This is a genomic window from Pseudomonas svalbardensis (assembly GCF_030053115.1).
GTDB lineage: Bacteria > Pseudomonadota > Gammaproteobacteria > Pseudomonadales > Pseudomonadaceae > Aquipseudomonas > Aquipseudomonas svalbardensis.
Window position 1 is genome coordinate 1938528 of record NZ_CP125619.1, and the last position, 19569, is coordinate 1958096.

General features: G+C 60.8%; 21 protein-coding genes and 1 riboswitch. Of the genes, 16 read left to right on the forward strand and 5 right to left on the reverse strand.

Features of this window, described 5'->3' with window-relative positions:
* Positions 1–58 precede the first annotated feature (58 nt).
* The 3 genes from QFX16_RS08865 to purM are packed head-to-tail and all read right to left on the reverse strand — an operon-like array spanning position 59 to position 2501.
* Positions 59–772, reverse strand: a complete 714-nt coding sequence (locus tag QFX16_RS08865) for a DUF3108 domain-containing protein (RefSeq protein ID WP_283183625.1) — start codon at positions 770–772, stop codon at positions 59–61.
* A gap of 8 nt (positions 773–780) precedes the next feature.
* Entirely contained in the window at positions 781–1431 is a 651-nt protein-coding gene (gene purN, locus QFX16_RS08870; protein ID WP_008148637.1) for a phosphoribosylglycinamide formyltransferase, read from the reverse strand.
* Between the two features lie 11 nt (positions 1432–1442).
* Positions 1443–2501: a phosphoribosylformylglycinamidine cyclo-ligase gene (gene purM / locus QFX16_RS08875; protein ID WP_283183626.1), complete on the reverse strand. Its 1059-nt coding sequence runs from the start codon at positions 2499–2501 to the stop codon at positions 1443–1445.
* 382 nt (positions 2502–2883) lie between these two features.
* Here purM and QFX16_RS08880 point away from each other — a divergent pair, with 382 nt between their 5' ends.
* The 6 genes from QFX16_RS08880 to QFX16_RS08905 all read left to right on the forward strand — a co-directional run bounded on the left by QFX16_RS08880 (position 2884) and on the right by QFX16_RS08905 (position 8227).
* Entirely contained in the window at positions 2884–3942 is a 1059-nt protein-coding gene (locus QFX16_RS08880) for a DUF8605 domain-containing protein (protein ID WP_283183627.1), read from the forward strand.
* Between the two features lie 39 nt (positions 3943–3981).
* Complete coding sequence (locus tag QFX16_RS08885) at positions 3982–5055, forward strand: AI-2E family transporter (RefSeq protein WP_283183628.1); 1074 nt, start codon at positions 3982–3984, stop codon at positions 5053–5055.
* A gap of 230 nt (positions 5056–5285) precedes the next feature.
* Positions 5286–5990, forward strand: a complete 705-nt coding sequence (gene hda, locus QFX16_RS08890) for a DnaA regulatory inactivator Hda (RefSeq protein ID WP_008148645.1) — start codon at positions 5286–5288, stop codon at positions 5988–5990.
* A gap of 215 nt (positions 5991–6205) precedes the next feature.
* Positions 6206–6856, forward strand: a complete 651-nt coding sequence (locus QFX16_RS08895) for a C40 family peptidase (protein ID WP_129442322.1) — start codon at positions 6206–6208, stop codon at positions 6854–6856.
* Positions 6857–7021: 165 nt separating this feature from the next.
* Complete coding sequence (locus QFX16_RS08900) at positions 7022–7558, forward strand: C40 family peptidase (RefSeq protein ID WP_129442324.1); 537 nt, start codon at positions 7022–7024, stop codon at positions 7556–7558.
* Positions 7559–7573: 15 nt separating this feature from the next.
* Positions 7574–8227 (forward strand): class I SAM-dependent methyltransferase, encoded by a 654-nt coding sequence (locus QFX16_RS08905; protein WP_283183629.1) that lies wholly within the window; start codon positions 7574–7576, stop codon positions 8225–8227.
* Positions 8228–8231: 4 nt separating this feature from the next.
* Here QFX16_RS08905 and QFX16_RS08910 read toward each other — a convergent pair whose 3' ends face one another.
* Positions 8232–9545 carry a PQQ-dependent sugar dehydrogenase gene (locus QFX16_RS08910; RefSeq protein ID WP_283183630.1) on the reverse strand — a complete coding sequence of 438 codons (1314 nt, stop codon included), beginning with the start codon at positions 9543–9545 and terminating at the stop codon, positions 8232–8234.
* Positions 9546–9613: 68 nt separating this feature from the next.
* On the reverse strand, positions 9614–10198 hold the full coding sequence (locus QFX16_RS08915) for a hypothetical protein (RefSeq protein WP_283183631.1): 585 nt from the start codon (positions 10196–10198) through the stop codon (positions 9614–9616).
* A gap of 154 nt (positions 10199–10352) precedes the next feature.
* A riboswitch (cobalamin riboswitch) is annotated at positions 10353–10587 on the forward strand.
* A gap of 81 nt (positions 10588–10668) precedes the next feature.
* On the opposite strand from QFX16_RS08915, the gene cobO reads away from it, so the two are divergent.
* Genes cobO through QFX16_RS08965 form a run of 10 tightly spaced genes read left to right on the forward strand, consistent with a single transcriptional unit; the run spans position 10669 to position 19557 of the window.
* Entirely contained in the window at positions 10669–11280 is a 612-nt protein-coding gene (gene cobO, locus QFX16_RS08920; RefSeq protein ID WP_283183632.1) for a cob(I)yrinic acid a,c-diamide adenosyltransferase, read from the forward strand.
* Positions 11277–12677 carry a cobyrinic acid a,c-diamide synthase CobB gene (locus QFX16_RS08925; protein ID WP_283183633.1) on the forward strand — a complete coding sequence of 467 codons (1401 nt, stop codon included), beginning with the start codon at positions 11277–11279 and terminating at the stop codon, positions 12675–12677. The genes cobO and QFX16_RS08925 overlap by 4 nt, the downstream gene beginning before the upstream one ends.
* Positions 12674–13324 carry a 5,6-dimethylbenzimidazole synthase gene (gene bluB, locus QFX16_RS08930; protein WP_283183634.1) on the forward strand — a complete coding sequence of 217 codons (651 nt, stop codon included), beginning with the start codon at positions 12674–12676 and terminating at the stop codon, positions 13322–13324. Before QFX16_RS08925 ends, bluB begins: the two co-directional genes overlap by 4 nt.
* A complete protein-coding gene (gene cbiB, locus QFX16_RS08935; protein ID WP_095130118.1) occupies positions 13321–14229 on the forward strand; it encodes an adenosylcobinamide-phosphate synthase CbiB in 909 nt (302 codons plus the stop codon). Before bluB ends, cbiB begins: the two co-directional genes overlap by 4 nt.
* Entirely contained in the window at positions 14222–15214 is a 993-nt protein-coding gene (cobD, locus tag QFX16_RS08940) for a threonine-phosphate decarboxylase CobD (RefSeq protein ID WP_283183635.1), read from the forward strand. The genes cbiB and cobD overlap by 8 nt, the downstream gene beginning before the upstream one ends.
* Positions 15211–16662 carry a cobyric acid synthase gene (locus QFX16_RS08945; protein WP_283183636.1) on the forward strand — a complete coding sequence of 484 codons (1452 nt, stop codon included), beginning with the start codon at positions 15211–15213 and terminating at the stop codon, positions 16660–16662. The genes cobD and QFX16_RS08945 overlap by 4 nt, the downstream gene beginning before the upstream one ends.
* 15 nt (positions 16663–16677) lie before the next feature.
* The gene (gene cobU, locus QFX16_RS08950; protein ID WP_283183637.1) at positions 16678–17199 is read left to right on the forward strand and encodes a bifunctional adenosylcobinamide kinase/adenosylcobinamide-phosphate guanylyltransferase; all 522 of its coding nucleotides are present in this window, start codon (positions 16678–16680) and stop codon (positions 17197–17199) included.
* Positions 17196–18251 carry a nicotinate-nucleotide--dimethylbenzimidazole phosphoribosyltransferase gene (gene cobT / locus QFX16_RS08955; protein ID WP_283183638.1) on the forward strand — a complete coding sequence of 352 codons (1056 nt, stop codon included), beginning with the start codon at positions 17196–17198 and terminating at the stop codon, positions 18249–18251. The genes cobU and cobT overlap by 4 nt, the downstream gene beginning before the upstream one ends.
* Complete coding sequence (cobC, locus tag QFX16_RS08960) at positions 18248–18823, forward strand: alpha-ribazole phosphatase family protein (RefSeq protein ID WP_283183639.1); 576 nt, start codon at positions 18248–18250, stop codon at positions 18821–18823. Before cobT ends, cobC begins: the two co-directional genes overlap by 4 nt.
* 2 nt (positions 18824–18825) lie before the next feature.
* Positions 18826–19557, forward strand: coding sequence for an adenosylcobinamide-GDP ribazoletransferase (locus tag QFX16_RS08965; protein ID WP_283183640.1), 732 nt, complete (start codon positions 18826–18828; stop codon positions 19555–19557).
* Positions 19558–19569: the final 12 nt, after the last annotated feature.

Here is a 19569-nt window from a genome sequence, read left to right on the forward strand (position 1 = left end):
AGCAGGCAAAAAAAATCCGGAACCCTTATCGGATTCCGGATTTTTGTGTCGGGCCGGATCAGTTGCCTTTGACAGCCTTGCCGTTGACCGTACCGTCGAGGAGCATGATGTTGTACTCCTTGCCGTCGGTTTCAACCTGTTGCAGACGAACCAGCAGGTAATCCCAGTCTTTGGCGAACCACAGGACGGTGATGCGCTTGCTTTGTGTCGGGTCGCGCACGCGCTCGACCTTGATTGCTTCGATCTGGCCAGCTTTGGTGTCGACCTTTTCCGAACCCAGCACGCGGAAATCATAGGTATCGACTTCACCATCGTCGACGACTTGATAGCTCATGCTTTTCTTGCCAGCGGCCACGTCGTGCTGCAGGGCGAGCTGATAAGTGGATTTGTCGACCATGCCGCGGTTGAGCGGGATCTTGACCGGGTCACCGCGATCGGTGCCGGTGACCATTTTGTTGGTCCAGTCAAAATCCAGGTCAGCCTTCTTGGCTTTGCCCAGGCCGCCACGTTCGAAGTGGTAGGACTGCGGCAGCAGGGTGTCCTTGTCCAGGGTCAGGGTGCTTTCTTCGGTCAGGCTGGCGATCATCATCGAGGCCTTGAAGCTGAGCTTCCAGGCGCCGTTGGCTTGCTTGGTCAGGCTGCGTTCAGCGGTGCCGCTCATGGGCAACTGCTTCCAGTCAGCGGTGTAGCTGGCGGAGAAAGGTTGAAGTTCTGCAGCCTGCGCAAATGGCAGTGCGAGCAGAGCGCAAGCGAAGAGCAGGGCGCGACGCATAAAATCTCCTAGGTTCGAATCAAGTGGCCGCTGGCCGCGAGTAACTTTCCATCCAGTAAAGCACCTTGCTCGCCGAGTGATAAACGACCTTCGGCAAACCAGCGTACAGCCAACGGGTAGATCAGGTGTTCCTGGGTATGGACTCGCTGCGCCAGACTCTGCGGCGAATCGTGCAACTCTACCGGTATTACTGCCTGTACGACCAGTGGTCCGCCATCGAGTTCCTCGGTGACGAAGTGCACTGAGCAGCCGTGCTCGGTGTCGCCGGCCTCCAGCGCGCGCTGATGCGTGTGTAACCCTTTGTATTTGGGTAGCAGCGAGGGATGGATGTTGAGCAGGCGACCCGCGTAGTGGCGCACGAAGTCAGCGCTGAGAATGCGCATGAAGCCGGCCAGTACCACGAGTTTGGGGTTGAACGCGTCGATCTGTTCGATCAGCGCGGCATCGAAGGCCTCGCGGCCTTCGAAAGCCTTGTGATCCAGGGTGCGGGTGTCGATACCCGCGTCCCTGGCGCGTTGCAGGCCGTAGGCGTCGGCGCGGTTGGAAATCACCGCAGCGATGCGGGCCGGGCTGTCGCCGGTCCGCGTGCTGTCGATCAAGGCCTGCAAGTTACTGCCGGTGCCGGACAACAGCACCACCACATCACAGGTCTGGGACATCCGCTCTTGCATCAGTGTGCCTTGAGGTTCTTCAGTTCAACCGAGGCCGCGCCTTCGGCAGCGGTGGAGATCTGACCGATGACCCAAGGCTGCTCGCCGGCTTCACGCAGGACGTTCAGCGCGGTTTCTACGTGCTCTTGAGCGACGCAGATGACCATGCCGACGCCGCAGTTCAACACGCGGTGCATTTCGTTTTCGTCGACGTTGCCTTTCTCTTGCAGCCAGTCGAACACGGCAGGTCGGGTCCAGCTCGCGACGTCAACCACGGCTTGTGCGCCTTTTGGCAGAACGCGCGGGATGTTGTCCAGCAGGCCACCACCGGTGATGTGGGCCATGGCTTTGACCGCGCCGGTTTCCTTGATCAGCTTGAGCAGCGGCTTCACGTAGATACGGGTCGGGGCCATCAACAGGTCGGTCAGCGGTTGGCCGTCGAGCTGGATGTTCTCGATGTCGGCACCGGACACTTCGATGATCTTGCGGATCAGCGAGTAGCCGTTGGAGTGCGGGCCGGAAGACGGCAGGGCGAGCAGGGCATCGCCGGCAGCGACTTTGGAACCGTCGATGATTTCGGATTTTTCCACGACGCCGACGCAGAAGCCGGCCAGGTCGTAGTCTTCGCCTTCGTACATGCCAGGCATTTCAGCGGTTTCGCCGCCAACCAGGGAGCAGCCGGACAATTCACAGCCAGCGCCAATGCCGGTCACGACTTGTGTCGCGGTTTCGACGTTGAGTTTGCCGGTAGCGTAGTAGTCGAGGAAGAACAGCGGCTCGGCGCCGCAGACCACCAGGTCGTTCACGCACATGGCAACCAGGTCGATGCCGATGCTGTCGTGCTTGTTCAGGTTCAGTGCCAGGCGCAGCTTGGTGCCGACGCCGTCAGTGCCGGAAACCAGTACTGGCTGCTTGTAGCCGGCCGGGATTTCGCAGAGGGCGCCGAAACCGCCCAGGCCGCCCATGACTTCCGGGCGCGCAGTGCGCTTGGCGACGCTCTTGATGCGTTCGACCAATGCTTCACCGGCGTCGATGTCTACACCGGCGTCCTTGTAGCTCAGGGAGGGTTGCTTGCTCATGATCCAGGCCTTTAGGGGGGATTCAGGGGTAACGACCGAGTCCAGTGGGACCACCGAAACTGACGAAGGCGATTGCCATCCGCGAATTTCAGGGTGCCCGGCTGTTGCCGGTCTGCGAAGGCGCGCGATTTTATCAGGCTTGAGGGGCAGCGGCCATCCTCAGGCCGACGGCAGGGGCATATCAGCTTAAAAAAACCTTCATTGCCCGTGTTGGTCGCCTCCTTCATGGCTGTATAAGGTATCGCTATTAACCGTCTATCGTTATGACAGTGCAAAAACTTGCCGGGGTCGGGTGAATGTTTTGCTTGGGGGCGTGGTCACAGCCTTGCTCAATCCGGTTCACGCGGCCTGTTCCAGCCGCTCTTGTCGTCAGGAATCCTCCATGCGCTTTTTTTCTAGATTTTTGTTTGCGGGCTGTTTGTCATTGGTCAGCCTGGCGAGTCATGCCGAAACCGTCAAAAGCCTGTATCAGGTGCGTCAGCCTGTCAGTGGTCAAACCCCGGAAGTGCGCGATCAAGCGACCCAGCAAGCGCTGGATACGTTGGTGTTGCGTCTGACCGGCGATCCCAAGGCTGCGCAAAGTCCGGGGTTGGCGGCACTGCGCAAGGACCCGCAGCAAATCATCAGTCAGTACGGCTTTGACGCTGGCCCGCCGGAAGTGCTGAAGGTCGATTTTGACCCGGCCACCACCGAGCAAGCGTTACGCCGTGCCGGGCTGTCGTTGTGGGGGGCGAACCGGCCTTCGATCCTCGGCTGGTGGTTGAACGATTCCACCGAGGGTTCGAGTCTGGTCGGCGATGGGCAGGCCAGTGCTGCACCGCTGCGTCGAGCAGCGCAACACCGTGGTTTGCCGCTGCGCCTGCCGCTGGCGGATCTGAGTGAGCAGATTGTCGCCACGGCACCGAATCTGGAAGGTACGGACGCGACGCCACTGCGCGGCGCATCGGAGCGTTACAACGCTGACGCCTTGCTCGCGGTGCATGCCCGTGAAGAGGGCGGACAGTGGCAGGCCAAGTGGCAGTTGTGGCTGGGCAACAAGAAGGAGGCGGGCAGTGTTCAGGGCGCGGATCAGGCTGCTGTGGCTGATGCGGTGATGCTGGCGGTCAGTCAACGGCTGGCGCCTCGTTTTGTGGTCAAGCCAGGTGCTTCGGGTGAACAATTGCTCGAAGTGCAGGGCGTGAACCTGGAGCGTTACGCGGCACTTGGGCGCTTGCTGGAGCCGTTTGGTGCGCGTCTGCAAAGTGTCGACGGCGACCGGATTCTCTACCGGGTCAATGGCAGCGCCGAGCAACTGAGGGCGCAATTGTCGTTGGCGAAGTTGCAGGAAGTTCCAGCCGGTGAAGCGCCGGCGCCAGTAGCACCGGCTCAGCCGGCCGAGGGTTCGGCGCCGGTAGTAGCGCCGACTCCGGCACCTGTGCCGCAGTTGCGATTCCGTTGGTAACGGTTTTCTTTCTTTATATAGATGCATATGGAGTGGTACATGGCCGATACGCGGCGTTGGTTCTGGTTGGGTGGGGTGCTTCTGCTCTGCGTGTTTGTCTGGTTGTTGCATCCGATTCTGACCCCGTTCCTGGTCGCGTTGCTGCTGGCCTATCTGTTCGATCCGCTGGTGGATCGGCTGGAGAAGGCCGGCCTGTCTCGGACCTGGGGCGTGGTGGCGGTGTTTGCGCTGTTCACCCTGATCTTCACGACCTTGCTGCTGGTGTTGATACCGATGCTCGCCAAGCAGCTGTTTCGTTTGTACGAACTGACGCCGCAGATGCTCGATTGGTTGCAGCACACCGCACTGCCGTGGGCGCAATCGAAATTTGGACTGTCGGATAATTTCTGGAAGTTCGACAAGCTCAAGGCTGCGATCAGTGAGCACATGGGCCAAACCACTGACATTGTCGGTGTTGTGCTGAGTCAGGCAACGGCCTCCGGCCTCGCATTGATTGGCTTGCTGGCGAATCTGGTGCTGATCCCGGTGGTGGTCTTCTATTTGCTGCGGGACTGGGACCTGATGATGGCCAAGATCCGCAGCCTGCTGCCCCGTGATCGCGAAGAGCGTGTCGTGACCCTGGCAGGTGAATGCCATGAAGTGCTGGGTGCATTCGTGCGCGGGCAGTTGCTGGTCATGGTGGCATTGGGCGTGATCTACGCGGCCGGCCTGATGTTGGTAGGGCTGGAGCTAGGGCTGTTGATCGGGTTGATTGCCGGTCTGGCGGCGATCGTGCCGTACATGGGGTTTGTCATCGGGATCGGCGCGGCCTTGATTGCCGGTCTGTTCCAGTTCGGCGGCGATCTGTATCCCATGTTCGGTATCGTCGCGGTGTTCATGGTGGGGCAGGCGCTGGAAGGCATGGTGCTGACGCCATTGTTGGTGGGGGACAAGATCGGTCTACACCCGGTGGCGGTGATCTTCGCGATTCTGGCAGGGGGCGAACTGTTCGGATTTACCGGTGTGCTGCTGGCATTGCCAGTGGCGGCGGTGATCATGGTGCTGGTTCGCCATATGCATGATTTGTATAAAGATTCGGGTATGTACAGCGGGGTTGATGAGCCCGAGATTTAACAGGGCCTGATCAAGCATCGCGGGCAGCCTGGTTCCATGCCAGGTTGACCCGAATCCCTCGCGCGGCTGTCACATGCGCCGCCAAAGAAACTGTCATAAAACCAGGGCGTTAACGCAAACCTTTGATTTTGCTTGTGGTCTGTCGCATTGTGCGACCCGCCTCACGGGTATAAACTTCGCAAACTTTACACAGAGGCCACTAACGGTTCCTTTGGAACTGTTCAGTCAGCATGAAACCGATTCAGCTGCCCCTAGGTGTGCGTCTGCGTGATGACGCTACCTTTATCAATTACTATCCAGGCGCCAATGCCGCTGCACTCGGCTATGTCGAGCGGCTATGCGAAGCCGACGCCGGCTGGACCGAAAGCCTGATTTATCTCTGGGGCAAGGACGGGGTAGGGCGTACGCATTTGTTGCAGGCGGCCTGCCTGCGCTTTGAACAGCTGGGGGAGCCGGCGGTGTATTTGCCGTTGGCCGAACTGCTTGATCGCGGCATCGCCATCCTCGACAACCTCGAACAGTACGAACTGGTCTGCCTGGATGATTTGCAGGCGGTGGCCGGTCGGGCGGATTGGGAAGAGGCGCTGTTCCATCTGTTCAATCGTCTGCGTGACAGCGGTCGACGCCTGTTGATCGCCGCTTCGACATCCCCGCGTGAGCTGCCGGTGAAGCTGGCGGACCTCAAATCCCGTCTGACGTTGGCGCTGATCTTTCAGATGCGTCCGCTCTCCGACGAAGACAAATTGCGTGCCTTGCAACTGCGGGCATCTCGTCGTGGATTGCACCTGACCGATGAAGTCGGGCATTTTATTTTGACCCGCGGTACGCGCAGCATGAGTGCACTTTTCGAGCTGCTTGAGCGTCTCGATCAGGCCTCCCTTCAAGCTCAGCGCAAGCTGACAATTCCGTTCCTGAAAGAAACGTTAGGCTGGTAAAACCAAGGGCCTGCAGCGGGTTTAGGCATATTTCAGGCGTCAAGAATTTCGCTTTCCTACAGGGTTGCAGGCTGCGCGACTGTCTAAAACGGGCTTCAGCGCTTAGATGTAAACGCGAAACCAAGAAGTCACATAAAGTTCGATTGAATTTGCAAATGAGGATGATAGTAGGCATAGTCTCGGCTTCTTTAGAACTATCAGTCACGGTCGTGCCCATGCTAAATCGCTTTGCACCCCTCGTGCCCCTCGCACTCGTCACCCTGTTGTTCGGTTGCGCTGCTCACTCCCCAGTGTCCCAGCAAGAGCAACAACAGCAGGTTAAGAATTCTGCTACCGCCCAATCTTCCGCTCTTTATCAGCAAGCTCTTTTCCAGGAAGAGGCGGCCACCGAAAAAGAACTGGCAGACTTCGCCGGCGGCAAGTCGTACCAGCTTCCCGTTCTTGCTGACAGCATCCTCGAACGCGGCATGTCCCTGATAGGTACCCGTTACCGTTTCGGCGGCACCTCCGAAGCTGGCTTTGATTGCAGCGGCTTCATCGGTTACCTGTTTCGTGAAGAAGCCGGCCTGAACCTGCCACGCTCCACTCGCGAAATGATCAACGTCGACGCTCCGCTGGTTTCTCGCAGCAAACTGGAGCCGGGCGACTTGCTGTTTTTCGCCACCAATGGCCGTCGCGGCCGCGTCAGTCACGCCGGGATCTACCTGGGTGACAACCAGTTCATCCATTCCAGCAGCCGTAAAAGCGGTGGTGTCCGGATCGATAGCCTGGGCGACAGCTACTGGAGCAAAACCTTCATCGAAGCCAAGCGCGCACTGGCGATGGCACCGACTGCGGCCCCGACGATCGTCACGGCTCGCAAGTAAACGGACTTTTTGTAAGGTGAACTTAAAGTCTTACTTGAAGTTTGCCACGTAGCAGCTAGAATCCTGATCTATTATTGATGGCAAACCGCCTGCGTCCTGCGCAGGCGGTTTTCTTTTCTGCGCCCCCTGCAGAAAAAGCCGCAGCCAGATCAGGATGCTCTGCATATGTCGACGTCGGCCCGCCTCGCAATCATGTTCTTCGCAGCGCTGCTCAGCGCCTGCGCCAGCCGTACACCGCCTCCTGCGCCGGTGGTTCGCGCTCCCATTATTTTCAGTTCCTCCCAAGCATTCTCCCCTGAGGCAGAAGACGTATTGTTCCGCGCGCTCGGCCTGGTGGGCACGCCGTATCGTTGGGGTGGCAACACGCCGGATTCGGGTTTCGATTGCAGCGGGCTGATCGGTTATGTCTATCGTGACGTCGCCGGCATTTCTCTGCCGCGTACCACGCGCGAGATGATCAGCATGCAGGCGGCCAGCGTGGGCAAGGAAGGCCTGCAAACCGGTGACCTGATCTTCTTCGCCACCAATGGCGGTTCTCAGGTCAGTCACGCCGGGATCTACGTCGGCGAAGGTCGCTTCGTCCATGCGCCGGCCACCGGCGGCACGGTGAAGCTCGACAGCTTGTCCAAAGCTTACTGGCAGAAAGCCTATCTGAGTGCCAAGCGCGTCTTGCAACCTGAGCACTTGGCACGCAACCCATAAATTGCAGAGGTTGTCATGACCGCTCGCACCCTCAATCTCGACGATTCTCTGTATCAATACCTGCTCGACGTTTCATTGCGCGAAACGCCGTTGCTCAAGCGTTTGCGTGACGAAACCCAGGCGCTGCCCATGGCTCGCTGGCAGGTGGCGCCGGAGCAGGGGCAATTCCTCGCGCTATTGGTGAAACTCACCGGTGCCAAGCGTCTGCTGGAAATCGGCACCTTCACCGGTTACAGCGCGTTGTGCATGGCGGCTGCATTGCCGGATGACGGTTCGCTGATCTGCTGTGACATACCCGGCGACTACAACGCCATCGCGCGCTGTTACTGGCAGGAGGCGGGTCTTGCCGAGCGGATCGATCTGCGTCTGGCGCCCGCGCTGGAAACCCTGGCTCAGCTGGATCAGCAAGTGCCATTCGACCTGATCTTCATCGATGCCGACAAAGCCAACTACCCACGCTATCTGGAGCACGCATTACGTCTGCTGCGCATCGGCGGTCTGGCGGTGTTTGATAACACGCTGTGGAGTGGCCGGGTGCTTGAGGACAATCCCGAGAGCGAAGACACCCGAGCCATCCAGGCGCTCAATCGCGCCTTGAAGGATGACCCGCGTGTGGATCTGTCGCTGTTGCCATTGGGCGATGGATTGACACTGTGCCGCAAGCGTTAGGCGTTTACTTGGCCGCCGACACGCGCCACACCTTGTTGCCCACGTCATCCGCCACCAACAAATCACCCTGCTGGTCAATCACCACACCCACCGGCCGGCCCATGGCTTTTTCCTCGTCATTGAGGAAACCAGTAAGCACATCCACCGGCTGTCCAGTCGGCTTCCCTGCGCTGAACGGTACAAAAATCACTTTATAGCCACTGTGCGGTTTACGGTTCCATGAGCCATGCTGGCCGATGAACGCCCCTTCCTTGAACTGCGCCGGCAGTCTGTTGCCTTCAGCAAACGTCAGGCCCAGCGATGCGGTATGCGGGCCGACCGCGTAGTCCGGCGCAATGGCCTTGGCCACCAGGTCGGGGTTTTGCGGCTCGACGCGGATGTCGACGTGCTGACCGTAATAACTGTAAGGCCAGCCGTAGAACCCGCCGTCCTTCACTGAAGTGATGTAGTCGGGCACCAGATCACTGCCGATTTCATCGCGCTCGTTAACCGCCGTCCACAGTGCGCCGCTTCGAGGTTCCCAGGCCAAGCCGTTTGGATTACGAATCCCCGAGGCGAAGATTCGATGATTGCCGGTGGCGCGATCCACTTCCCAGATCGCCGCGCGACCTTCTTCCTTGTCCATGCCGTTTTCGGCCACGTTGCTGTTGGAACCCACCGTGACGTACAGCTTGCTGCCGTCCTTGCTGGCGATGACGTTTTTGGTCCAGTGATGATTCAGCGTACCGCCCGGCAGGTCGATCACCTTCATCGGCTGTGACTTGATCGCCGTCTCGCCGTTTTCATAGTGGAAGCGCAGCAAGCGGTCGGTGTCGGCGACGTACAGGTCATTGCCGACCAGGGTCATACCGAAGGGCGAGTTGAGGTTTTCCAGGAACACCGTGCGGGTTTCGGCGACCCCGTCGTGATCCTTGTCCCGCAGCAGCGTGATGCGGTTCGGGCTCGGTACGCCGGCGCCGGCACGGCCCATGACTTTGCCCATGACCCAGCCACGAATACCTTTGCCGTCATCGGGTTTGGATGGTGCGTTGGTTTCGGCGACCAGCACGTCGCCGTTGGGCAGCACGTAGAGCCAGCGCGGGTGGTCGAGACCATCAGCAAAAGCCGTCACCTGAGTCCCCGTCGTGGCGATAGGTTTCGCGCCGTCCGGCCAGCCAATCGCCGGGGCGATGTTCACTGTCGGGATCAGGGTTTTGTTGGGTTCTGGTAGCTTGGGTGACGGGCCGGTGCCGTCGGAGACTTGCAGCCTGGAGGTTTCACCACAGGCGGCAAGCCCTCCGGCGAGCACGATGACGAGAGCGAGCTGAGGCTTGCGCATGCTGATCTTCCCTATGAATGCATTGACCTAATCAATAGAGAAGCGCAGGTGCGCGATGGTTCAACCGGTCAGCCGCGGGCTTCCTTGAACAGCACGGCGATGCCGGGGTGATAGTTGCCGGCTTCGTTGCGCAACTTGCGATACGCGTAGGGGAAATACCAGGCCACCGCGCAGGTGTGTTCCTTTTGCAGGTCGTCGACCATGTCCTGGAGTTCTTCCGGAGTAGCGCTTTGTTGGGCCTTTTGCGGCGCAACGAACAGGCAGCCGAGTTTCAGGTCGCTGGCGTAGCTGATGCGCTTGGCGTCGCTGGTGATGTCCTGCAATGCTTGAGTCAGGTTCAGGCTGTTGACGCGTGGCCAGCGCTGGGTCGCCTGAAGGTAAGCGCGTTCTTCGCTGGTCGCGATAAACAGGTCGGCGCGGCCATTGCGTTCGCCTTCTTCGGTCTGTTTACGGGTCGGTGTTTGTTGCAGCGTAACCATTTCTGCCATCCAGGCCGCGGCGGAAAGCAGGCCCAGGTTGGCCTTTTCGTCGAACCAGTAAGGCGTGTCGTTATCGCCGCGCACGGCGTTGTAGCGGTCGATACAGTCAAACCAGCGTTCCAGCACCGGGCGCAGGAATTCCAGCTTCGGATTGCTGATGATCATGCCTTGCATGCGGCTCACCCTTGTTATTGTGTTGTGAGGTTATGGCTCTTTGATATCACTGCTGAGAGTGTGGCACAAGATTGGCGTCAGATAATTGATCGACGGCAGTTATTCGCTCGCAGGCCGCCCGTCTTCAATTGACGCTCCATCCCCAACCCTCTAACCTTCGCGGCTTGTTTCAGGTGCTCTGTGACCTTGGTCGACAGAGTGAAACAGGGAAGCCGGTGAGTGACGATCTTCAAATGACGAAGAGCCATGATCCCGGCGCTGCCCCCGCAACGGTAAATGAGTGAAGACTGCGCCTTGAGCCACTGTGTCGACTGTCGACATGGGAAGGCGCGCAGTCAGGCAAAACGCCGCTCATGAGCCCGGAGACCGGCCTGATCCATCCAGCGGCATCACGGTGGGCGATGCCAGGCTTTTTGCCGTCTATTCTTGTGCCTGCCCGCCGTTATCCAGCCTCAACGGAGAGCTCCCCCATGACTGATACCCCCGATCGTGACGAACGTCATCTGGCGCGCATGCTGCGCAAAAAAGCCGTGATCGACGAACGCATCGCCAATTCCCCGAATGAATGCGGCCTGCTGCTGGTGCTGACCGGCAACGGCAAAGGCAAAAGCAGTTCGGCCTTCGGCATGCTCGCCCGGTCCATGGGCCACGGCATGCAGTGTGGCGTGGTGCAGTTCATTAAAGGGCGCAGCAGCACTGGCGAAGAACTGTTCTTCCGGCGCTTTCCGGAACAGGTGCGTTTTCATGTGATGGGCGAGGGCTTCACCTGGGAAACCCAGGATCGCCAGCGTGACATCGCCGCCGCTGAAGCCGCGTGGGCGGTGTCCCGCGAATTGCTGTGTGATCCGTCGATCGGCCTGGTGGTGCTGGATGAATTGAACATCGCGCTCAAGCACGGTTATCTGGATCTCGATCAGGTGCTCAGTGACTTGCAGGCCCGTCCGCCGATGCAGCACGTGGTGGTCACCGGTCGCGGTGCGAAACCGGAGATGATCGAACTGGCTGACACCGTCACCGAAATGGGCGTGATCAAGCACGCATTCCAGGCCGGGATCAAAGCGCAAAAAGGCGTCGAATTGTGAGTCAGCCACGTCATTGCCCGGCGGTATTGATTGCCGCGCCGGCCTCCGGTCAGGGCAAGACCACCGTGACCGCCGCGCTGGCCCGTTTGCATCGCAATCAGGGGCGCAAGGTGCGCGTGTTCAAATGCGGCCCGGATTTTCTCGACCCTATGATTCTTGAGCGCGCCAGCGGTGCACCGGTGTATCAACTGGACATGTGGATGGTCGGCGAGCAGGAAAGTCGTCGACTGTTGTGGGAAGCCGCCGGCGAAGCCGATCTGATCCTCATCGAAGGCGTCATGGGCCTGTTCGACGGTACGCCGTCCAGCGCAGATCTGGCGCGGCACTTCGGTGTGCCGGTGCTCGGTGTAATCGACGGCACGGCCATGGCCCAGACCTTTGGCGCACTGGCGTTGGGGCTGGCGCGTTATCAGCCGGACTTGCCGTTTGCCGGTGTGCTGGCCAACCGCGTCGGCACCCTGCGTCACGCGCAATTACTGGAAGGCAGCCTCACTGAAGGTTTGCGCTGGTACGGCGCGTTGTCCCGGGAAACCGGGATCGAATTGCCGAGTCGCCATTTGGGTCTGGTTCAGGCCAGTGAGTTGAACGATCTCGATCTGCGCCTCGATGCGGCGGCCGATGCACTGGCCAGCAGTTGCGAAGTCGCGCTGCCACCAGCGGTGGAATTCGCCGCCCCTGATGTGATCGCTGCCGAGCCGCTGCTGGCCGGTGTGCGGATTGCCGTGGCCCGTGACGAAGCGTTTGCCTTCACCTACGGTGCAAGCTTGGATTTGCTCCGCGCCATGGGCGCCGAGTTGTCGTTTTTCTCGCCGATCCGTGACACGCAATTACCGGAGGCAGATAGCCTCTATCTGCCGGGTGGTTATCCCGAATTGCACCATGTAGCGCTGGCACAGAACACCACGATGCTGGCCGCAATCCGCGCTCACCATGCGGCGGGGAAACCGTTGTTGGCCGAGTGCGGCGGCATGCTGTATCTGCTCGATTCGTTGACCGATGTCGAGGGCACTCGCGCTGAATTAGTCGGCTTGCTGGCCGGTGATGCGGTGATGCAAAAGCGTCTGGCCGCGCTGGCGTTGCAGGCAGTCGAGTTGCCGGAAGGTTCGTTGCGCGGACACACCTATCACCATTCGCTAACCAGCACCGAACTTGAGCCAATCGCTCGTGGCCTGAGCCCTAACGGTGGGCGTGGGGCGGAAGCGGTTTATCGTGAGGGGCGGATGACGGCTTCTTATGTGCACTTTTATTTCCCATCCAATCCGACTGCTGTAGCCGCATTGTTTGCGCCTGACCTTGAGGCCGCCATCGCGAGCAGGCTCACTCCCACAGGGGACCGCGTTTCTTCAGACAGCACACCTTCCAATGTGGGAGCGAGCCTGCTCGCGAAGAGGCCATGAGCGACAACGCATTTTCCGAAGCTGAGCGCGCGGCGGTCTACCGAGCCATCGGCGAACGCCGCGACATGCGTCATTTCAGCGGTGGCACCGTCGAGCCGGAGTTACTGCGGCGCCTGCTCGAAGCCGCGCATCAGGCACCGAGTGTCGGTCTGATGCAGCCCTGGCGGTTCATCCGCATCAGCGATCGAGCCTTGCGCGGCAAGATCCAGTCACTGGTGGAAGAAGAACGCATCCGCACCGCCGAAGCCCTCGGCGAGCGCACCGACGAATTCATGAAGCTGAAAGTCGAAGGCATCAACGACTGCGCCGAAGTGCTGGTCGCTGCGCTGATGGACGATCGCGAGCGCCACATCTTCGGCCGACGCACCTTGCCCGAAATGGATATGGCCTCGTTGTCCTGCGCGATCCAGAACCTCTGGCTGGCCTCCCGCGCTGAAGGATTGGGCATGGGCTGGGTGTCGCTGTTCGAGCCGCAAGCCCTGGCGGACCTGCTGGGTTTGCCGGCCGGAGCCAAGCCGTTGGCCGTTCTTTGCCTGGGGCCGGTCAAGGAATTCTATCCGGCGCCGATGCTGGTACTTGAAGGCTGGGCGCAGGCGCGTCCGCTCAGTGAGTTGCTGTACGAAAATTATTGGGGAGTAAGTCAATGAGTGTGGCGTTGTTGAGTGTCGCCGCGGTTGCGCTGGATGCGCTGCTGGGTGAACCCAAACGCTGGCATCCGCTGGTGGCGTTCGGCCGTTTTGCCGATCGCATCGAGCAACGTTTCAATGGTGAGGGTCGCGGCTGGCGCAGCCATGGCGTCACTGCCTGGGTGATTGCAGTGTTGCCGCTGACCCTGCTGGCCACGGCGTTTTCCTGGGCGCCCTATGTCGGCTGGATCGTCGAAATTCTCGTGCTCTATTGCGCCCTCGGTATGCGCAGCCTCGGTGAACACGTCGAACCGGTGGCCAAGGCTCTACGCAGCGATGATTTGGACGAGGCGCGCAAACGGGTCAGCTATCTGGTCAGCCGCCAGACCAGCGAACTGGATAAAACCGAAGTCGCCCGCGCCGCCACCGAATCCGTGTTGGAGAACGGTAGCGACGCAGTATTTGCCGCGTTGTTCTGGTTTGCCGTGGCCGGCGCGCCTGGCGTGGTGCTCTACCGTTTGAGCAACACGCTGGATGCGATGTGGGGTTATCGCAATGAACGCTTCGAGCGTTTCGGCTGGGCCGCGGCAAAGATCGACGACGTCCTCAACTATATTCCAGCACGCCTGGTGGCGCTGACCTACGCGCTGCTGGGCAAAACCCGACTGGCGCTGAAATGCTGGCGTACTCAAGGCCCGACCTGGGACAGCCCGAATGCCGGTCCGGTGATGGCGGCCGGAGCCGGTGCGCTCGGTGTCGAGTTGGGCGGGGCGGCGATTTATCACGGTGAACTGCATCAGCGTCCGCCGCTAGGCGAAGGCGTGCCGGCGGATGCCGACTCCATCGACCGCGGCTGGCAATTGGTCCAGCGCGGGGTATGGTTATGGTTGCTGATACTCTGCGTGGGGGCTGAATTTTATGCTTGAGCACGGTGGTCGGTTACGCAAGGCGGCGCTCGATTACGGCATCGCCGAAGCCGATTGGCTCGACCTGTCCAGCGGCCTCGCGCCCTGGCCGTTTCCGGTCCCGGAGATTCCGTTGCGGGCCTGGGCGCGTTTGCCGGAAACCGATGACGGTCTGGAGCAGGCGGCCTGTGATTATTACGGCGCCGCTCAGGTGCTGCCGGTGGCCGGTTCGCAAATGGCGATCCAGCTGCTGCCGCGTTTGCGCCGGGTCGGCAAGGTCGGCGTGCTCTCGCCGTGTTACGCCGAACACGCCGAAGCGTGGCGCCGTAATGGCTACATCGTGCGTGAAGTGCTGGAGCAGGAAGTCGACTTCTTTCTCGACAGCCTCGACGTGCTGGTGGTGGTCAACCCGAACAATCCTACCGGCCTGAGCCTGACACCGAGTCGGCTGCTCGACTGGCATTCGCGGCTGGCCCAACGTGGTGGCTGGCTGGTGGTAGACGAGGCGTTCATGGACAACACACCGCAGCTGAGCCTCGCACCTTTTTCCAATCAGGTCGGGTTGATCGTGCTGCGTTCCTTCGGCAAATTTTTCGGCCTGGCCGGTGTGCGCCTGGGTTTTGTGCTGGCCGAGCGCAAGTTGCTCAAGTTGCTGGCTGAGCAAGTGGGACCGTGGGCGGTCAGCGGGCCGACACGGGTGCTGGGGCAGGCCTGTCTGCTGGATACCGAAGGGCATGCCCGGCAACGGGTTCGCGCTGATGAAGCCAGTGAACGTCTGGCGCTGCTGCTTGAACACCACGGTTTCAAACCCCAGGGTGGCTGCGCCTTGTTTCAATGGCTGATCACCGACAGCGCCGAAGTCCTGCATGAGTTCATGGCCCGGCGCGGCATTCTGTTGCGGTTGTTCACGCACAACAGCAGCCTGCGTTTCGGTTTGCCCGCCGATGAAGCCGACTGGACACGTCTCGCGCAAGCGTTCGAAGCCTACGCTAGGGAAACCCAATGACTACGTTGATGGTGCAGGGCACCACTTCCGACGCCGGTAAAAGTACGCTGGTGACGGCGTTGTGCCGCTGGGTCACGCGTCAGGGTGTGAGCGTCGTGCCGTTCAAGCCACAGAACATGGCGCTGAACAGTGCCGTGACCGCCGACGGTGGCGAGATCGGTCGTGCGCAAGCGGTGCAGGCTCAGGCCGCCAACCTTGAGCCACACACCGATATGAACCCGGTGCTGCTCAAGCCCAACAGCGACACCGGCGCTCAAGTGATCATCCATGGCCGCGCGGTCACGACGATGAACGCGGTCGCGTATCACGACTACAAAGCCATCGCCATGCAAGCAGTGCTGGCCTCTCATGAACGGTTGAGCGCGGCTTATCCAGTGGTCATGGTCGAAGGCGCGGGTTCGCCGGCCGAGATCAATCTGCGTGCCGGTGACATTGCCAATATGGGCTTTGCCGAGGCGGTGGATTGTCCGGTGCTGCTGATCGCCGACATCAATCGCGGCGGGGTTTTTGCGCATCTGGTGGGCACGCTGGAGCTGCTGTCGCCCAGCGAGCAGGCGCGGGTCAAAGGCTTCATCATCAACCGGTTTCGCGGTGATATCGCTTTGCTGCAACCGGGTCTTGACTGGCTGGAAGCGCGCACCGGCAAACCGGTGATCGGCGTTCTGCCTTACGTGATGGACCTGCACCTGGAGGCCGAGGACGGCATTGACCAGCGTCAGACCGACAAGGCCGACCAGGTGCTGAAAGTGGTGGTGCCGGTGCTGCCGCGCATCAGCAATCACACCGATTTCGATCCGCTGCGCCTGCATCCGCAGGTGGATCTGCAATTCATCGGCCCCGGCCAGGCGATTCCACCGGCCGACCTGATGATTCTCCCCGGTTCGAAAAGCGTGCGCAGCGACCTCGCGTATCTGCGGGCCAATGGCTGGGACACCGCGATCAGTCGTCATCTGCGTTATGGCGGCAAAGTGCTAGGCATTTGCGGTGGTTTGCAAATGCTCGGCGAGCAGGTACACGACCCGCTGGGCCTTGAAGGCGCACCGGGTTCCAGTGCTGGTTTGGGCTTGTTGGCGTTCGAAACGCAGCTCGAAGAAGAGAAGCAATTGCGCAATGTGCGCGGGCATCTGGCGCTCGAAGACGCGCCGGTCAGCGGCTATGAAATTCATGCCGGCGTGACCACCGGGCCGGCGTTGGAAAACGCCGCGGTGCAGCTGGACGACGGTCGCTGCGACGGTGCGCAAAGTGTGGACGGGCAGATATTCGGCACCTATCTGCATGGGCTGTTTGAATCGCCCGCGGCGTGCAGTGCGCTGTTGCGCTGGGCAGGTTTGCAGGCGGTGCAGGACGTGGATTATCACGCGTTGCGTGAGCGCGATATCGAGCGGCTGGCGGATCTGGTGGAGAAGCATCTTGATACCGGGTTGTTGCGTGAGCTCTGTGGGTTTTAAAGAAGGGTTATCAGCATGCTGCAACTGATCCTCGGCGGCGCCCGCTCCGGCAAAAGTCGCCTGGCCGAAAAACTCGCCTCCGACAGCGCTCTGGCAGTGACTTACATCGCCACCAGTCAACCGCTCGACGGTGAAATGAACGAGCGGGTCGCCCATCACCGCGCCCGTCGTCCGGCCGAATGGGCATTGATCGAAGAGCCTGTGGAACTCGCCCGCGTCCTGCGCGAAACCGCCAGCACCGATCGGTGCCTGCTGGTGGATTGCCTGACGTTGTGGATGACCAATCTGCTGATGCTCGACGACACCGAGCGTCTGTCGGCCGAACGTGATGCGTTGCTGGACTGCCTGGCGTCGCTGCCGGGTGAAATCATTTTTGTCAGCAACGAGACCGGAATGGGTGTCGTGCCGCTGGGCGAATTGACCCGCCGCTATGTCGATGAAGCCGGTTGGCTGCATCAAGCGTTGGCCGAGCGCTGTGAGCGAGTTGTCCTGACCGTCGCCGGCCTGCCCCTGACTTTGAAAGGAACTGCGTTATGACTCAATCCTGGTGGCTGAACCCATGCAAACCGATCGATGCTCAAGCGGTCGAGCAGGCGCAGGCCCGTCAACAGCAACTGACCAAACCGGCCGGCTCCCTCGGTCGGCTTGAGTCGGTGGCCGTGCAATTGGCCGGGTTGCAGGGGCAGGTCAAGCCGAGACTCGATCAGCTGTGGATCGCGATTTTTGCCGGTGACCACGGCGTGGTCGCGGAAGGGGTGTCGGCATTTCCTCAGGAAGTCACCGGGCAGATGCTGCACAACTTCGTCAGCGGTGGCGCGGCGATCAGCGTGTTGGCGCGGCAACTCGGGGCATCCCTGGAAGTTGTCGACCTCGGCACGGTGACGCCGTCGTTGAATTTACCAGGCGTGCGTCACGTGAACATCGGCCCGGGCACGGCGAATTTCGTCGAAGGGGCGGCCATGACGCCGGCTCAAGGCGAACTCGCTTTGCAGGCCGGCCGCGACAGCGTGCAGCGCGCCATCGCGGCGGGTGCGCAGTTGTTTATCGGTGGCGAGATGGGCATCGGTAACACCACTGCGGCCAGCGCGTTGGCCTGTGCCTTGCTCGATTGCCCGGTGGTGCATTTGGCTGGGCCGGGCACGGGTTTGAACGCGGCGGGTGTCAGCCATAAAGCTCAGGTCATCGAGCGCGCTTTGGCGTTGCACAGTGCTCAACGTGGCGATGCGCTACAAACCCTGTACAACCTCGGCGGTTTTGAAATCGCTGCGCTGGTCGGCGCGTATCTGGCGTGTGCTCAGGAAGGCGTCGCGGTGCTGGTGGACGGTTTTATTTGCAGTGTCGCGGCGTTGGTGGCGGTGCGCTTGAACCCTGAATCCCGTCAGTGGCTGTTGTTCGGTCATCGCGGCGCCGAGCCGGGTCATCGTCATGTACTGGAAACCCTGAACGCCGAACCGCTGCTGGACCTCGGCCTGCGTCTGGGTGAGGGCAGTGGCGCCGCATTGGCCGTGCCGTTGCTGCGTCTGGCGTGCGACCTTCACGGGCAGATGGCGACTTTCGCCGAGGCCGCCGTGGCGGACCGTCCGGCATGACTTTGCGTCTGGACCTGTTGCGCCACGGCGAAACCGAACTCGGCGGCGGCTTGCGCGGCAGCCTTGACGATGCACTGACCGAAAAGGGCTGGGCGCAGATGCGCGCGGCGGTGGTCGAGCAGGGGCCTTGGGATCATTTGGTCAGCTCGCCACTGCAGCGGTGTGCGCGGTTCGCCGAAGAACTCGGTGCACAGCTTGGTTTGCCGGTGCAGTTGGATAAAGACCTCCAGGAGCTGCACTTCGGCGCATGGGAAGGGCGGAGCGCCTCCGCTCTGATGGACACCGATGCCGAGGCGTTGGGATTGTTTTGGGCCGACCCTTATTCGTTTACGCCGCCTCAGGGTGAGGCGGTGGTGGATTTTTCGACGCGGGTGTTGGCCGCTGTTGGGCGCTTGCAGGCTACCTACGCAGGCGAGCGGGTGTTGCTGATCAGTCACGGCGGGGTCATGCGCTTGTTGCTGGCTCAGGCGCGGGGATTGCCTCGTGAGCAGTTGCTCAACGTCGAAGTCGGGCATGGCGCGTTGTTTTCGCTGACGGTCGAATCCGGCGTGTTGTTAAAGGAAGCGATCTGACCATGTTGCCGTTCTGGATCGCCCTGCAATTTTTGAGCAGTCTGCCGATTCGTCTGCCGGGCATGCCGGCGCCACAGGAGTTGGGGCGGTCGTTGCTGTTTTATCCGCTGGTCGGCCTGCTGTTCGGCGGGATTTTGTGGGCGTTCAACTGGCTGCTGCTCGGTACGCCGTTATTGCTTCACGCAGCGCTGTTGCTGACGGTTTGGGTATTGCTCAGCGGCGCGTTGCACCTGGACGGCCTGGCCGACAGCGCCGATGCGTGGCTCGGTGGGTTCGGCGATCGAGAGCGCACGTTGACGATCATGAAGGACCCGCGCAGCGGGCCGATTGCGGTCGTGACGCTGGTACTGGTGTTGCTGCTCAAATTCGCCGCGTTGCTGGCATTGATCGAGCAGCAACACGCCGTTGTCCTGATCATTGTTCCGTTGATCGGGCGCAGCGCGATGCTGGGCTTGTTCCTGACCACGCCTTATGTGCGCGCCGGTGGCTTGGGGCAAGCGCTGGCCGATCATCTGCCGCGTTTGGCGGGCAAGCAGGTGTTGGCGGTGAGTGCGTTGGCGTGTGTTTTGATTGCCGGTCTCAGCGGCGTGTTGGCAGTCGTGCTGGCGGCGCTGGTGTTTGTCTGGCTGCGGCAAGTGATGCTGCGCCGATTGGGCGGCACCACGGGCGATACGGCGGGGGCGTTGCTGGAAATCCTTGAGGTCGCGGTGCTGGTGGGATTGGCTATCTGCTGAACTTCCCACATC